Genomic DNA, 14,767 nt, shown 5'->3' on the forward strand with positions numbered 1-14,767 from the left:
GTCCGGTTCGATGAGCGGGATGTGGAAACGAAGCTATGGCCAGGCTACTTGGGCACCGTCAAACGAAAGGGACGGAAACAGACAAGCCGAACCTACGGCTATCGCGCCACATCTCGACTCTACCCGAGATCAGGAAATCTGAAGTTATTCAGGACACGGTGGACATGTTCGCTAACGGTCAATCCAACGTCAACAGCGCGGCGGCTGCCGGGAACCCGGGCTTTCGTGGCGGGTGGCGGTATACCCCTTCAACCGAACAGTCGGACGGGTCCACGGCTCAGTGGCCGGCGATTGGCATGTTGTTTGCGGAGCAGGTTCCCGGGGTCACCGTACCGCTGTTCGTCAAGGATGAATTGCGGTACTGGATCGACTATATCCAGTGCAGCAGCAACGGCGGTTCGGGTTACGACTCCCCCTGTGGCGGCGGCGCGCCGGTCAGCGAGTCGAAGACTGGCGGTCTGCTGGTCGAAATGGCCTTCACCGGCTACAACGGCAGCAGTAGCGGCGCAGCGGACCTCAGCGACAAGGCCGGCGCCCTGGCATATCTGGACGCCAACTGGCAAAATGGCCCTAACGGCTGGAATGGCAACATGGGTCAACCGTACGCAATGTGGTCGGTCTACAAGGGACTGGAATCGACCATCGGCCTGACCGGTTCTCAAATTACCAATTTCTTCTACACCGGCGCGAATCAGATAAAGGACGATCCCAACGATATCTGGAACTGGTGGGAGGATTACAGCCAGTACCTGGTAAACAGCCAGAATGCAGGCGATGGCAGTTGGCCGGGATACTACTATTGGCCACAGGATCTGGCGACCGCCTGGAACATCAATATCCTCAATGCCACTCAGGTCGGGCCCGGTCCCGACCCGAACCCGACTCCCGAGCCGGCGACGCTGTCTTTGTTGGGCTTGGCTCTGATTGGGCTGGCGGGGAGCTTGCGCCGCAAGAACGCCTGACGACCGACAGTTGAGCGGACACGAGTAGCTCCGGTCCCGGAGCTGCTTGCCACTTTCTCGGCCGGCCGCTCAGCCAGCACCGCACGCTGTTCCGCCGGAGGGGTGAAACCGGCCGAGACGCAACGGCTCCTTGGTGGGCTCCTTGGTGTTTTCCATCCGCGTTCGGAGACGGCCTGCGCCTTAAGAAATGGCACTCTGATGTCAAGCAGCGGCGACGCGGAGCCTGGCAAGCGGCCGCACGGCACTGCGCCAATTCGTCCGAGCTAACCTTTTCCTTGCTTCCTGCAGGCATTTGTTTACCATCCCGAAAGAACTTTAGGTTCCGACCTCGGCAAGTGTTCCGAGCGAACGTCGACTCCGGATCATTGGTCACTCGCCTGTCGCGGAGTTTCGGGCAGGCGCGAGTGCCGCAAGAGAAGACCATTCCGACGCTTTATACCGCCTTCCGGCGACATCAAGCCGCCACATCGAAGCGTGGCGCAGCCATCTGTGGAGAGAAAGAACCATGGCCGTAGCGCCCGAAACCGCCATCATGGCGCTCTATTGTGACTTCGAGAACGTCGCCCTTGGCGTTCGCGATGCGAAGTACGAAAAGTTCGACATCAAACCGGTACTGGAGAAGCTGTTGCTCAAGGGCAGCATCGTCGTCAAGAAAGCTTATTGCGACTGGGAGAGATACAAAGGCTTCAAGGCGGCGATGCACGAGGCCAACTTCGAGCTGATCGAAATACCGCACCTGCGTCAGTCAGGCAAGAACTCGGCCGACATCCGGCTGGTCGTCGATGCACTCGATCTGTGCTATACGAAGTCGCATGTCGACACCTTCGTGATCATCAGCGGCGATTCCGATTTCTCGCCGCTGGTTTCCAAGTTGCGCGAGAACGCCAAGTCGGTGATCGGCGTCGGGGTCAAGCAGTCAACTTCGGACCTGCTGATCGCCAACTGTGACGAGTTCATTTTCTATGACGATCTGGTGCGCGAGATCCAGCGTTCGGCGCGGCGCGATTCGAAGGAAGCGCAGCCGGTGGCCAGGCGCTCGCCCGAAGAGGATGCGCAGCGCAGGGATGAACTCGAGGCGCGCCGAACCAAGGCGGTCGAACTGGCGGTGGCCACCTTCGACGCGCTGGTCGGCGAGCGTGGCGACAGCAGCAAGATCTGGGCGTCGATGCTCAAGGAGGCGATCAAGCGGCGAAAGCCCGATTTCAACGAGTCGTATTACGGCTTCCGCGCTTTCGGCAACCTGCTCGAGGAAGCGCAGTCACGCGGCCTGCTCGAGATCGGTCGCGACGAAAAGTCGGGCACCTACGTTCATCGGAGCAATGGCGTTGGCGTGCGCGCCGAGTCTGTCGGCGAGCCGCTCACCGCGTCGGAGCCGGTGGCACCACTGATGACGGCAACCGAAGAGAGTGTCCTTGCCGACGGGCAGGCCGATCAGGCGGATGCGCGTCGCAAGGCGCCGGGCCGGCGGAAGGCGGTGGACAAGGGCGTCAAGCGACTCCGCGAGGCGAAGGTGCTCAAGGCAGCAGAAACGGCGGTCGAAAGCGCCGAGGTGGCGCCGGAAGCGGCGCCGGAAGCGGCGCCGGCGGGCGTAGATCTGTCGCCTGTGCCGAGCGATTTGCCAGAACCGTCTGAGCCAGCACGCTTTGTCGCGACGGTGGCGAGACCAGCGAGCGAGCCGCAGCCTGGCGCGCACGACGGGGCGGTCGCCGAGCCGGGCGACAGCGGCGACGATCCAGAGTCGAGCACCGGCGCTGTCGATGGTGAAGGGATAGCGCCGGCCAGGAAACCGGCGGCGCGCGCTCGCCGGCCACGCAAGCCTAAGGTGGTAGGGGACACGGTCTGATTCGTAGCTGCCGCGATTTCTCGTCGCGATCCACAGCGCGCTGAAAACGAAGAAGCCGCGACGCGAGTCGCGGCTTCTTCGTCAGCAGGCCGGTGCCTTCAGGCGGCTGCCTGCGTCGGGATCGTGCCGGCGACGCGGACAATCCGGTTCTGGGTATCGACGTAGATCAATTGCGGGGCGTACTTGGCGAGTTCGACTTCGTTATACACCGCGAAGCTGGCGATGATCAGGATGTCTCCCGGCGCGGCGCGGCGCGCTGCCGAGCCGTTCACCGAGATCACGCCCGATCCGCGCTCGGCGCGTAATGCGTAGGTTGTGAAGCGCTCGCCGTTATTCACGTTCCAGATGTCGATCTGTTCGTACTCACGAATGTTCGCCGTATCCAGGAGGTCCTCGTCGATCGCGCATGAACCTTCATAGTGGAGCTCGGCGTGCGTCGTGCTGACGCGGTGCAGCTTCGACTTCAGCATTGTCCTCTGCATGGAATCACCGGGGTTTTGAGTTGGGGAAGGGCATTGTAGCGGCTAATGGCTGCCTGTCAACGGCCACTGCCGGCATTGATTTCGACATTGTCGATGAGCCGCGCCGCTCCCAAACGGCTGGCTGCGAGGACCACCAGCGACTGCTCTGCCGGATGCCTGGGAGGTTGCAGGTCGGCCTGCCGACGAATGGCGACATAGTCTGTTTTCCAGCCATGCTGATCGAGTTCGGCTGCGGCTTCGCGTTCAAGCTGAGCAAACTCCCTTTCGCCGGCGCGCACCGCGCTGCAGATCCGCTGGAGGACGTGCTGCAGTCGTGGTGCCTCGGCACGCTCCGTGGCCGACAGGTAGGCGTTGCGCGAGGACAGTGCCAGACCATCGTCGGCGCGGACCGTCTCGCCGCCGACGATGGCGATCGGCAGAGCCATCTGGCGCGTCATATTGCGTAACACCAGCAGTTGCTGGTAATCCTTCTTGCCGAACAGCGCGACTTGTGGCTGCACAATGTTGAACAGCTTGAGTACCACCGTCGCTACCCCGCGAAAGTGCCCCGGACGGAACTCGCCGTCGAGCTGATGCTGGATCTGCGGCGGTTCGATGTAGTATTCCTGGGGCTCGGGGTAAAGCTCGGCCTCGTTGGGTGCGAACAGCAGGTCGACGCCGGCTGCGGCGAGCTTGTCGCAGTCGTCCTGAAAGGTGCGCGGATAGCGCTCGAAGTCGTCACTGGGCCCGAACTGCAGGCGATTGACAAAGATGCTGGCGACCACGGTGTCGCCATGCGCGCGCGCTTGCGTCATCAGCGCGATGTGGCCCGCGTGCAGGTTGCCCATTGTCGGCACCAGGACGATGCGAGGACGGTTCTTGAGCGCGAGGCGCAGGTCGGAGATCAAGGGGTGAATCTGCATGGTTTGCCGGACCTCTAGTGAAACTGCCGCGGGGCGATGCTCCGGGGGGAGCGGTCGGCGGGTGGTTGGTGCTGCATCAAGAAATGGTCGGTAAACGCTGGTTTCCGACCGTCGGCGCGGCGCTCCACTCGCTCAGTAGCAATGTTCCGGGCCCGGGAAGCTGCCGTCCTTGACGGCGCTGACGTAGGCGGCAATGGCTGCCGCGATCGATGGCTGGCCGGCCATGAAGTTCCTGACGAAGCGTGCCCTCCTGCCGGCCGAGATATCGAGCATGTCGTGCAGTACCAGTACCTGCCCCGAGCACGCCCGGCTGGCACCAATGCCGATCGTCGGGATCTCCAGCCGGTCGGTGAGTTCTACCGCCAGGGCCTCGGGGATGGCTTCGATGACGATCAAGGTGGCGCCGGCATCCTGTTGGGCGAGGGCGTCGGTAAGCAACCTGGCGGCGCCGGAGTCATCCTTGCCCTGGACGCGATAGCCGCCGATCTGGTGCACCGACTGTGGCGTCAGTCCCACATGCGCGCAGACCGGGATCCCGCGGGTAGTCAGGAAGCGGGTCGTTTCGGCCATCTCGACACCACCTTCGAGCTTGACCATCTGCGCGCCGCCGGCGATCAGCGCCACCGCATTGCGCAGCGCCTGCTGCGGACTCTCCTGGAAGCTGCCGAAAGGCATGTCGGCAATCACCAGCGGCCGGGCGCTGCCGCGGGCGACACTCGCGGTATGGTAGATGACATCAGCGAGTGTCACCGGCAGCGTCGAATCGTGGCCTTGCAAGACCATGCCGAGTGAGTCGCCGATCAGCAGCGCGTCGACGCCGGCGGCATCGCAGAGCTGCGCAAAGCTGGCATCGTAACAGGTGAGTACGGCGATCTTGTCGCCCTTGGCACGCATCCTGGCGAGGTCAAGGTGCGTCAGGCGGCGCGTCGCAACGTGAGTGGACATGGGTTTCTACTCTCCCCGGTTGAAATATTCGCGGTGTCCGCGCATCGCCTCGATGCGCTTGACGAGCAGCTGAAAGTCTTCGTCGGAGTCGACGAAATTGAGGTTTTCCGAGTTGACCACCATCACAGGCGCTGCGTCGTAGCTGTGAAAAAAATGCATGTAGCTCTCGGCCAGGACGGTGAGGTAAGCGTCGCCAATCCGTCGCTCCATGTCGACGCCGCGTTTGCGCACGCGGGCGATCAGCGTTTCCGGTCTGGCCTGCAGGTAGATCACCAGATCCGGCGTCGCGGCCGTTGGCGAGAGCTGTTCGTAGACCTTGCGGTAGAGCCCGTACTCTTCGTCGCTGAGGGTCAGCAGGGCGAACAGCGGATCTTTTTCGAGCAGGTAGTCGGCGACCACCGGACGGCTAGAGAGATCGGGTTGCGTGAGCTCGCGTAGCTTGTCGAGGCGCTGAAACAGGAAGAACAACTGCGTCTGCAGCGCAAAGCGCTGCTGATCCTGATAGAAGCGACTCAGGAATGGGTTCAGCTCGGGTTGCTCGAGCAGCAGTTGCGCGTCCACATGCGCACCCAGGCGTCGGGCGAGAGCGGTCTTGCCTGCGCCGATCGGTCCTTCGACGACGACGTGGCGGGCTACGGTAAGGGTATTGCGTGCTGACATGAAGAGGCGGCAAGAGGCGGCCAGGAGTGCCGGATCAGTGTTCGACGAAAAGGGTGTCTGGTCTGGCTTCGCCGTCCTGTGCCATCTCTTCCAGGCTCTGGAGCACGGTCATGCTGGCGGCTTCCATCTTTTCGACGGCGTCCACCCCGGTCGCAAGGTCGCCCCCGCGATACGCTTCGACGGCAGCGCGGCCAAACCGGTGAACATCCACGTGCGGCGCGTCGATTGCCTGGAAACCATCAAGTTTCGAGCAGCAGGTCTGGCCTTCGCCTTCGTAATACCATCTACCCAGCCGGCAGGCGGTGTGGTCGGGAACGTCAACGGCGTTCTTGCTGGAAGTGCCCATCAATACCTCGTAGATGTCGAACTTGAACAACAGATGATCGATCTTGGCCAACTCTACGAAGCTGCGCAGGGCAGCGACGCCGACGGTTCTTTCCACTTTGCTTGCCAGACTGGTAATGCCGCCGATGGCCACCGACGCCTGCTGCCCCTGGTCGCTGAACGAGTCTGATTGCTCGGCCAGCCCGTGGATACTCGCCTGCGCCGAGACAGTCTCGTCCTGAATGCGGGTCACCAGTCTTGAAATGTCGCTGGTGGCGTGCGTTGTGCGGTCGGCGAGCTTGCGGACCTCGTCGGCGACGACGGCAAAACCGCGGCCGGCTTCGCCCGCGCGGGCCGCTTCGATGGCTGCATTGAGCGCCAAAAGGTTGGTCTGGTCGGCGATTTCCTTGATTAGTTTGACGATCCCGCCGATCTGCTTGGTGTTGCCCTGTAGGCTGATGACCTTGTCTAGGGCGCTTCGTGAGTCAGCAGCGAGTTGGTTCAACTCGGTACTGATAGTGTGCACGGCCTGGCGACCGCTTGAGGCGATTGCCGCGGCGGCGACTGTCGCTTTCTTTTCGTCTCGCAGGCGATTGGCCAGCGCGGCGAGGGTCTGTTGTGACTTGGCAAGCGATTCGCGATACGACTGGAACGAGACAAACAGTCGCCGCAGTGCGCTGCTGGCTTGCGCAGCGGTGTTGGCAGCTTGCACGTACTCGTTGCGCTGAGTCTCAACTGAATTGAGCTGATCGCGCAGGCTCTGATTCTGCCTTTCCAGCTCCGTGACGCGCCGCTCGAGGGCACGAACTTTCTCGCCACTTCCGAAAATCACTGGGTTCTCCTGATTGCAAGAAGGTTGATGCCAGGGGCTGCGCGGCTGTCAAAACAGCCGCCGAAGTCAAACGGGCTCTAGGATACACAGAGCAAGGCCCGGATGGTCAGGTTTGAGCGCCTGCCGGGTGCAAAAAAGGGCGCCAACGAGCAGGCCTGGCCGGGAACCGGTGATCGGAGCCTTGCCTCAATCGTTCGCTGCCGACCGTCGCGACAAAGTTCTTGACACAGCAGTGCGGCTCGAGGGTCTGCGCGCGGTGCCGGTCGGCAAGCTGGTGCTCCCGCCTGGTCGACACCGATCGGCTGCTGGCGCGTTAGTCAGCCATAACTCCCTGGAGATTCACATGAAGACCTCGATTGTGGCGCTGGTCGTCATTGCCGGTTCGACCGGCTGTGTATTCGTTCCTGCCGAACCGGCCGTCTTTGCCGGCGGGCCGCGCGCCTATGGCGCCTATGCCTACCCGCCAGCAGCCGTTGTCGTTCCGGCCAGGCCCTACTATGGCCGGCACTACTGGAATCCCGGTTATCGTCGCCATGACTAGCCGCTTCCACCGGTCCGGAGTCGCTGTTCAGCGACCCCTGACCACGAAGGGTTCGGCAAGTGCGGCGCGCACCGAATCGTCGAGATTCCGCGCGTTGGCGAAGTTGGCGTCCCAGAGGTCGGCATTGGCAAAGTTCGCAGCGTCGAGGTTGGCGCCATTGAATACCGCGTGCCGCAAGGTTGCACCGGCTAGCCGGGTGCCCTTGAGCGTCGCGTTCGAGAAGTCGACCTGATCCATGGCCGCGCCAGTCAGGTCGGCTCCGGACAGGTCGGTGCCAACCAGGCGTGCATCTGAAAAGACGCCGCGCAGGGCGTAGCAGTCACGAATCGAGCCACCGGAAAGGTCAATACCTTCCATCAAGGTGTCCTTGAGGTAGGCACCGGAAAAGTCGGCCCGCTGGGCACTGGCGTTGATCAGGTTTGCGCCGAACAAATTGGCGCCACGCAGGGTGGCGCCGGCGAGCCTGGCGTCGTCGAAGGTGGCGTGAAACAGGTCCGCATCGCGCAGGTCTGCACCGGTCAGGTCGGCGCCGGCGAAATTCGCCCATTTGGCGTTGCTTCCATGCAGATCGGCGCCGCCGAGGTCCGCTTGTCGGAAGTCCGCACTCTCCATCTGGGCTCCGGCCAGGCGCGCGCCGCGCAAGTTCTTCCCGATCAGCTTCTGGCGTGAAAAATCGCACTGCGAGAGGTCGGTCGCCGCTTGCGGCGCCGCACAGTTGCCGGTCGGCAAGGCGTCCGCGACCGCGTCGGCAACGGTCGCGGCGAGAGACAGCACAGCGAGGACCTGGATGGACTTCATCAGGCTCGGCCTCCAAGCTGGAAAGATGGCCGATTCTATGCCTAACGTCGGCAAGCCGGTAGTTCTTCCGCCGGGTCCGGGATAACTTCTCGGGGCTGCGGAGGCCGGTTTGCCATGATTTCGCCCATCCGGATCGCACCGGCCGGCGCCCACTCTGAATTGAAGGTCAGAACGTCTTTCGGGAAGAGCATCACCACCGTCGAACCGAGCAGGAAGCGACCCATCTCCTCGCCTTTCCGGAGAATGATCTGCTGGCCCTGGTACGACCATTCGCGAATCTCACCGCCGCGCGGCGGGTTGACCCTGCCGTGCCAGACGGTCGCCATGCTGCCGACGATGGTGGCGCCAACCAGCGCCAGGACGAAGCTGCCGAAGCCTGCTTCGAAGACACAGACGACACGCTCATTGCGTGCGAAAAGCCCTGGAACTCCGCGTGCGGTGGCCGGGTTGACCGAGAACAGGTCGCCGGGAACATGGATCATTCGTGTCAGGCGCCCCGCCACCGGCATGTGAATCCGGTGGTAGTCGCGCGGGCTGAGGTAGAGCGTGGCGAAGGTGCCATCAGCAAAGCGAGCGGCCAGTTCGCGGTCGCCGCCGACCAGCGCTGTGGTCGAGTAGCGGTGGCCCTTGGCCTGGAAAATCTGATCGCGTTCGATGGCTCCGTACTGGCTGATCGCACCGTCCACCGGGCACAGGAAGTCGGCGTCGTCGAGTGGCCGCGCGTCGGCGCGCAGGGGGCGGGTGAAGAAGTCGTTGAAGCTCTTGTAGCTGGCCGGGTCGGGATCGACGGCTTCGCTCAGGTCGACGCCGTACCGTCGAATAAACCAGCGGATGACGGCGGTGGTCAACGCGCCCGCTTCGCTGCCGGCGAGCGATCCGGCGAGGGTGGTGAGAGCCTGTTTGGGTAGCAGGTACTGCGCCAGTACGGTGAGACGATCGGACACGATTGAGCCAGCTAGACGATGAGGCGCAATTATACCGGTTCGGCCTGGCCACGGCGCTGCGGCGAGAGCCGAGGTGCGCTCCCCGCTCCCGGAAAGTTCGAACGAGCAGGGCGGGGGCGGGCGATTACAGTGACATCAGCGCTAGCGCAAGGAGGCGTTGATCTGCTCGAGCACCGCCGACCCCGGGCACAATTCGGCAGCGCCCAGGGTGTTCAAGGGCTCGTCGACGGTGTCGAGCTGACGGTGCAGGTCGCAGGCGTCACTGTCGACGTAGAGCAGCCCGGTCACCACTTCGCCACGCGCAGCGTGCTCCTGAATGTAGGCCATGGCGCGGACGCGGTCGGTTGGGTCGTACTCGGCGTGCAGCTTGCGCAGGCGAATGAGCGACCCGTCATGCTGGCGAACTTCGATGACCTCGCCTTCACCGTATTCGGCGGTGATTTCCTCGCGGTGCGGCCAGAAATCGAGCCGGTTTACCGCCTCGTTGTGCTCGCGCACATAGTCATAACTCTTGGTGCTGCCGGAGTGGTTGTTGAAAGCGATGCATGGCGAAACGACGTCGATTACTGCCGCGCCGGGGTGCGCGAGTGCCGCGTGGATCAGCGGCACCAGTTGGGTCTTGTCGCCGGAGAAGCTGCGCGCCACGAACGTTGCGCCCATCACCAGTGCCAGGCTGGCAAGATCGATCGGTGTGTCGTTGTTGGCGAGCCCGCGCTTCGACTTCGACCCCTTGTCTGCGGTGGCCGAGAACTGGCCCTTGGTCAGCCCGTAGACGCCGTTGTTTTCGACGATGTAGGTCATGTTGACGCCACGGCGCAAGACGTGCGCGAACTGCCCGAGGCCAATCGACGCCGAGTCACCGTCGCCCGAAACGCCAAGGTAGATCAACTCGCGGTTGGCCAGGTTGGCACCGGTCAGTACCGATGGCATCCGTCCGTGCACGGTGTTGAAGCCATGCGAGTTGCCGAGGAAGTAGTCCGGGGTCTTCGATGAGCAGCCGATCCCCGACAGCTTGGCGACGCGGTGCGGCTCGATGTCGAGCTCCCAACAAGCCTGGATGATCGACGCCGAGATCGAGTCGTGGCCGCAGCCGGCACACAGCGTCGAGATTTTTCCCTCGTAGTCGCGGCGCGTATAGCCGACGCGGTTCTTGGCCAGCGTCGGATGGTGGAGTCTGGGTTTTGCGAGGTATGTCATGTCAAGCGACCCTGCCTTCCCGGAGCGGACGAACGTTGAGATGCGAAACCAGATCGCGAATTTCCTGGGTTATGAAGCGCGCGGTGATCGGTGTGCCGTCGTAGTGGCGCAAGGCGATCAGGCTCGCCGGATGGACTCCTGCCTCATTGACCAGCAGCGTCATCAGCTGCCCGTCGAAGTTCTGTTCGATAACGATCACCTTCGAATGCGACGCGACGAAGTCGGCGATCTCGTTCTGGAACGGGAAGGCACGCACGCGCAGGGCGTTGATGTAGATGCCATGCCCGGCCAGGGCGTCGAGTGCCTCGTGCATCGCTGGACTGGTCGAGCCGTAGAAGATGGCGCCAAAACGCGCCGGGTAGCGGGCGGCGGTGAGCACCGGCAGCGGCACCAGTGACTTGGCCGTCTCGAACTTCCGCTTCAGCCGCTGCATGTTGTAGACGTAATCGGCGCCGGCTTCGGAGTAGCCGGCGTAGGCGTTCTTGGTCGTGCCGCGGGTGAAGTAACCGCCTCTGGTAGGATGCGTTCCCGGATAAGTCCGGTAGGGAATGCCATCGCCGTCTACGTCAAGGTAGCGGCCGAAGTCTGCACCAGCGTCAAGCGCGTCGTGGCTCATCACTTTGCCGCGATCGTACTCGACGCTGTCGTCCCAGGTGAAGGGGCGACACAGCCGCTGGTTCATGCCGATGTCGAGGTCGCTCATGACGAAAATCGGCGTCTGCAGCCGTTCGGCGAGGTCGAGCGCCTGCGCTGACATCTCGAAGCACTCGTAGGGGTCCTCGGGGAACAGCAGGACGTGCCGGGTGTCGCCGTGCGACGCGTAGGCGCAGGAGAGCAGGTCGGATTGCTGGGTGCGTGTTGGCATGCCGGTCGACGGCCCACCGCGCTGGACGTTGATCAGCACCGCCGGAATTTCTGCAAAGTAGGCCAGGCCGATGAACTCGGACATCAGCGAGATTCCGGGCCCGGAGGTCGCGGTAAAGGAGCGCGCGCCGTTCCAGCCGGCGCCAATGACCATTCCGATCGACGCCAGTTCGTCCTCGGCCTGGACGATCGCACAGCGACGTCTGCCGGTCTCGGGGTCGACGCGCAGTTTCTGTGTGTAGCGCACGAAGGCCTCGGCAACCGACGATGAGGGGGTGATCGGGTACCACGCGCAGACCGTCGCGCCACCGTAGACGCAGCCCAGCGCGGCCGCGGTGTTGCCGTCGACGAAGATCTGGTCGCCAACCTTGTCGCGCCGCTCGACGCTCAGCCCGATCGGCTTGAGGTGCTCGCGCGCGTACTCCCGCCCCAGATTGAGGGCCTGGACGTTGGAATCGAGGAGCTTCTCCTTGCCCTTGAACTGTTCGCCGAAGAGCTTTTCGATCTCTTTGGGGTCAATGCCGAGAAGTTGCGCCAGGGCGCCGACGTAGATGATGTTCTTGAACAGCGTCCGCTGCCGCGGGTCGGCGTAGCTGTTGTTGCAGATCTCGGTGAGCGGCATGCCCAGGACATGGATGTCGTCGCGCGACTTGGCACGCGGCAGCGGCCTGGTACTGTCGTAGAAAAGATAGCCGCCGGGCTCGATCTCCCTGACATCCTGATCCCACGTTTGCGGGTTCATGGCGACCATCATGTCGACTCCGCCGCGGCGCCCGAGATAGCCATGCTCGGTGACGCGCACTTCGAACCAGGTTGGCAGCCCCTGGATGTTCGAGGGAAAGATGTTGCGCGGCGACACCGGCACGCCCATGCGCAGGATGGCGCGGGCGACGAGTTCGTTTGCCGACGCCGACCCCGAGCCGTTGATGTTGGCGAATTTGACGACGAAATCATTGACCGCTTCGATTTTCTGCATGGTCGTTCCTCAGGCGGCTTGCTGGTCGGGAGCCGGCGCTGGCTTCGGCTTTTGTTTTGCCTTTGGCTTGTGCTCGGGCGAAGGGGGGTGCGGTGGCTCGGGCAAGGGTGGCAGCGAGCCGGCATTGCGGCAGCCGGGTCCGGCGTGGGTCGTTTCGAACAGAAACTTCTGCATGTCCCACGCACCCGTCGGACAACGCTCCGCGCACAGTCCGCAGTGCAGGCAGACGTCCTCGTCCTTGACCATTACCCGCCCGGTTTTCAGCGAGTCCGAGACGTAGAGATCCTGCGTCAGGTTGAGCGCCGGTGCCAGCAGCCGTTGCCGCAGGTCCTCCTCGTCGGCGTTGGCGGTGAACGAAATGCAGTCCATCGGGCAGATGTCCATGCAGGCGTCGCACTCGATGCACAGCTTGGGCGCGAACACCGTCTGCACGTCACAGTTCAGACAGCGCTGCGCTTCCTGGAAAGCCAGTTGCGGGTCAAAACCGAGCTCGACTTCGATCTTGATGTTCTTCAGCGCCGCGCTGAGGTCGCGTAGGGGCACCCGCAGGCGGCGGTCGTCGGAGACGCTGTTGTCGTAGATCCACTGGTGGATGCCCATCTTCTGCGAGATCAGCGACGTTTGCGACGCGGGTCGGCTGGCGATGTCCTCGCCGTTCAGCATGCGGTCGATCGAGACCGCAGCCTCGTGGCCGTGTGCCACGGCCCAGATGATGTTCTTCGGCCCGAAGGCGGCGTCGCCGCCGAAGAACACGTTCGGGAGCGTCGATTGCATGGTGCTGGGGTCGATCGCCGGCAGTCCCCACTTGTCGAACTCGATGCCGATGTCGCGCTCGATCCACGGGAACGAGTTGTCCTGGCCGACGGCAACGAGCACCTCGTCGCAATCGAAGTGCGCGTCCGGTTCACCGGTGGGTACCAGGCTACGGCGGCCTTGTGCGTCGAAGACCGCGCGCACCTTCTCGAAGGTGGCGCCGGTGAGACGGCCGCCGATGTGCGTGAACGCCTTGGGGACCAGGTTGTTGAGAATCGGGATGCCTTCGTGCATCGCGTCCTCCTTTTCCCAGGGGCTCGCCTTCATCTGCTCGAAGCCCGAGCGGACGATGACCTTGACGTCTTCGCCGCCCAGCCGGCGAGACGAGCGGCAGCAGTCCATCGCCGTGTTGCCGCCGCCCAGCACGATTACCCGTTTGCTGATCGAGGTGGTATGGCCGAAAGCGACGCTGGCCAGCCAGTCGATCCCCAGGTGGATCGACTTGGCGGCCTCCTTGCGCCCGGGAATGTCGAGGTCGTGGCCGCGCGGCGCGCCCGAACCGACAAAGATCGCATCGTAGCCTTCGGCGAGCAGCTGCTTCAAGGAACTGACGTACTGGCCACTCCGGAAGTCGACGCCAAGGCCGAGCACATAACCCGTTTCCTCGTCGATAACTTCTTCAGGCAGCCTGAATTTCGGGATCTGGGTGCGCATCATGCCGCCGGCGAGGGCATCGCCATCGTAGATCACCACCTCGTAGCCGAGCGGTGCCAGGTCGCGGGCGACGGTGAGCGACGCCGGCCCGGCGCCGACGCAGGCGACGCGCTTGCCGTTTTTCTGCGCCGCCGGCGGTGGCAGGCGATGGCGGATGTCCTCCTTGTAATCGGCGGCGACACGCTTCAGCCGGCAGATGGCCACCGGTTCCCTGCGTTCGCGGCCATCGGCGGTCTCGTCCTCGACGCGGCTCCGGCGGCACGCTGGCTCGCACGGGCGGTCACAGGTGCGTCCGAGGATGCCGGGGAAGACGTTCGACACCCAGTTGACCATGTAGGCATCGCTGTAACGCCCGGCCGCAATCAAGCGGATGTACTCGGGAACGGGGGTGTGGGCCGGGCACGCCCACTGGCAGTCAACGACCTTGTGGAAGTAGTCGGGCGCGCCGATATTGGTGGGCTTCAAGGCAAGGGTATCCTTTCGTCGGTACGAGTTCGGGGCCACGACTGCCGAGCCCGAAAGAGGATCAATACTAGCGCGCCATGGCAGGCCTGAAAAGGGTTGTCTTTCAGTACGATCAATGTCGCCTGCCGGTGCGCCCGCTGCCTTACGCCCTTGCTCCGAAGGCGCCGTGCGGGGCAATGGCGGTACGGCCGCGCTTGTTCCCCGAGTTTTCCAATTCAGGTATGAGTCTGGAGGAGGGCGGGAGAGGGTGATGCGCTAAGCGGGTTGATCGGCCGCCGGATCGACCGGGTATAGTGGTCCCGGAAATCAGACAGTCGTTTACGCTGTGCTCCGTCATAGGGAGCACGAAGCGAGGAGTGAAGTAGCTTGCCTTCAAACAGCGTCTTGGCATTCTGCTGGCTGGCCTTCTTCCATTGCCCAACCTGCACAGGATGCACGCCGTATTCCCGCCCGGTTTCATAGATCGTCTTGACCCCGCGTACAGCCTCCAGATCAACCTCGGCCTTGAACTCCGGCGTATGTACCTTCCGTGTCGTTACTTCACTCATCGCTTCTCGCTCCTATG

At 63.3% G+C, this 14,767-nt stretch carries 12 protein-coding genes and 2 pseudogenes; 3 read left to right on the forward strand and 11 right to left on the reverse strand.

The features are described from left to right. The first annotated feature begins 35 nt into the window (after positions 1-35). Both Q1L50_RS13540 and Q1L50_RS13545 read left to right on the forward strand, forming a co-directional pair. A complete protein-coding gene (locus Q1L50_RS13540; RefSeq protein WP_300339601.1) occupies positions 36-962 on the forward strand; it encodes a PEP-CTERM sorting domain-containing protein in 927 nt (308 codons plus the stop codon). Between the two features lie 505 nt (positions 963-1,467). Next, a complete protein-coding gene (locus Q1L50_RS13545) occupies positions 1,468-2,805 on the forward strand; it encodes an NYN domain-containing protein (protein WP_300339602.1) in 1,338 nt (445 codons plus the stop codon). 98 nt (positions 2,806-2,903) lie between these two features. Here Q1L50_RS13545 and panD read toward each other — a convergent pair whose 3' ends face one another. The 5 genes from panD to Q1L50_RS13570 form a co-directional block, all read right to left on the reverse strand. Continuing rightward, positions 2,904-3,287, reverse strand: coding sequence for an aspartate 1-decarboxylase (gene panD, locus Q1L50_RS13550; RefSeq protein WP_300339604.1), 384 nt, complete (start codon positions 3,285-3,287; stop codon positions 2,904-2,906). A 56-nt stretch (positions 3,288-3,343) separates the two neighbouring features. Continuing rightward, a complete protein-coding gene (gene panC, locus Q1L50_RS13555) occupies positions 3,344-4,189 on the reverse strand; it encodes a pantoate--beta-alanine ligase (RefSeq protein WP_300339606.1) in 846 nt (281 codons plus the stop codon). Between the two features lie 132 nt (positions 4,190-4,321). Next, entirely contained in the window at positions 4,322-5,134 is an 813-nt protein-coding gene (panB, locus tag Q1L50_RS13560; protein WP_300339609.1) for a 3-methyl-2-oxobutanoate hydroxymethyltransferase, read from the reverse strand. 6 nt (positions 5,135-5,140) lie between these two features. Further along, a complete protein-coding gene (locus Q1L50_RS13565) occupies positions 5,141-5,794 on the reverse strand; it encodes a deoxynucleoside kinase (protein WP_300339611.1) in 654 nt (217 codons plus the stop codon). Between the two features lie 34 nt (positions 5,795-5,828). Next, positions 5,829-6,950, reverse strand: coding sequence for a methyl-accepting chemotaxis protein (locus tag Q1L50_RS13570; RefSeq protein ID WP_300339613.1), 1,122 nt, complete (start codon positions 6,948-6,950; stop codon positions 5,829-5,831). 343 nt (positions 6,951-7,293) lie between these two features. Between Q1L50_RS13570 and Q1L50_RS13575 the strand changes: the two genes are divergently transcribed. Continuing rightward, complete coding sequence (locus tag Q1L50_RS13575) at positions 7,294-7,491, forward strand: hypothetical protein (RefSeq protein ID WP_300339615.1); 198 nt, start codon at positions 7,294-7,296, stop codon at positions 7,489-7,491. Positions 7,492-7,518: 27 nt separating this feature from the next. Here the strand turns inward: Q1L50_RS13575 and Q1L50_RS13580 are convergent, their stop codons facing one another. The 6 genes and pseudogenes from Q1L50_RS13580 to Q1L50_RS13605 all read right to left on the reverse strand — a co-directional run. Beyond that, the gene (locus tag Q1L50_RS13580) at positions 7,519-8,289 is read right to left on the reverse strand and encodes a pentapeptide repeat-containing protein (RefSeq protein WP_300339617.1); all 771 of its coding nucleotides are present in this window, start codon (positions 8,287-8,289) and stop codon (positions 7,519-7,521) included. A 41-nt stretch (positions 8,290-8,330) separates the two neighbouring features. Beyond that, positions 8,331-9,233, reverse strand: a complete 903-nt coding sequence (asd, locus tag Q1L50_RS13585) for an archaetidylserine decarboxylase (protein ID WP_300339619.1) — start codon at positions 9,231-9,233, stop codon at positions 8,331-8,333. A gap of 141 nt (positions 9,234-9,374) precedes the next feature. Next, positions 9,375-10,430 (reverse strand): 2-oxoacid:ferredoxin oxidoreductase subunit beta, encoded by a 1,056-nt coding sequence (locus Q1L50_RS13590; RefSeq protein WP_300339621.1) that lies wholly within the window; start codon positions 10,428-10,430, stop codon positions 9,375-9,377. Between the two features lies 1 nt (position 10,431). Then, the gene (locus Q1L50_RS13595) at positions 10,432-12,270 is read right to left on the reverse strand and encodes a 2-oxoacid:acceptor oxidoreductase subunit alpha (protein ID WP_300339623.1); all 1,839 of its coding nucleotides are present in this window, start codon (positions 12,268-12,270) and stop codon (positions 10,432-10,434) included. Between the two features lie 138 nt (positions 12,271-12,408). Next, a pseudogene (locus tag Q1L50_RS13600) lies at positions 12,409-14,202 on the reverse strand (FAD-dependent oxidoreductase); the annotation flags it as partial. Positions 14,203-14,567: 365 nt separating this feature from the next. Then, positions 14,568-14,750: pseudogene (locus Q1L50_RS13605) on the reverse strand (IS3 family transposase); the annotation flags it as partial. Positions 14,751-14,767 lie beyond the last annotated feature (17 nt).

Origin of the sequence: Accumulibacter sp. (genome assembly GCF_029255145.1) — a bacterium.
Lineage (GTDB): Bacteria > Pseudomonadota > Gammaproteobacteria > Burkholderiales > Rhodocyclaceae > Accumulibacter.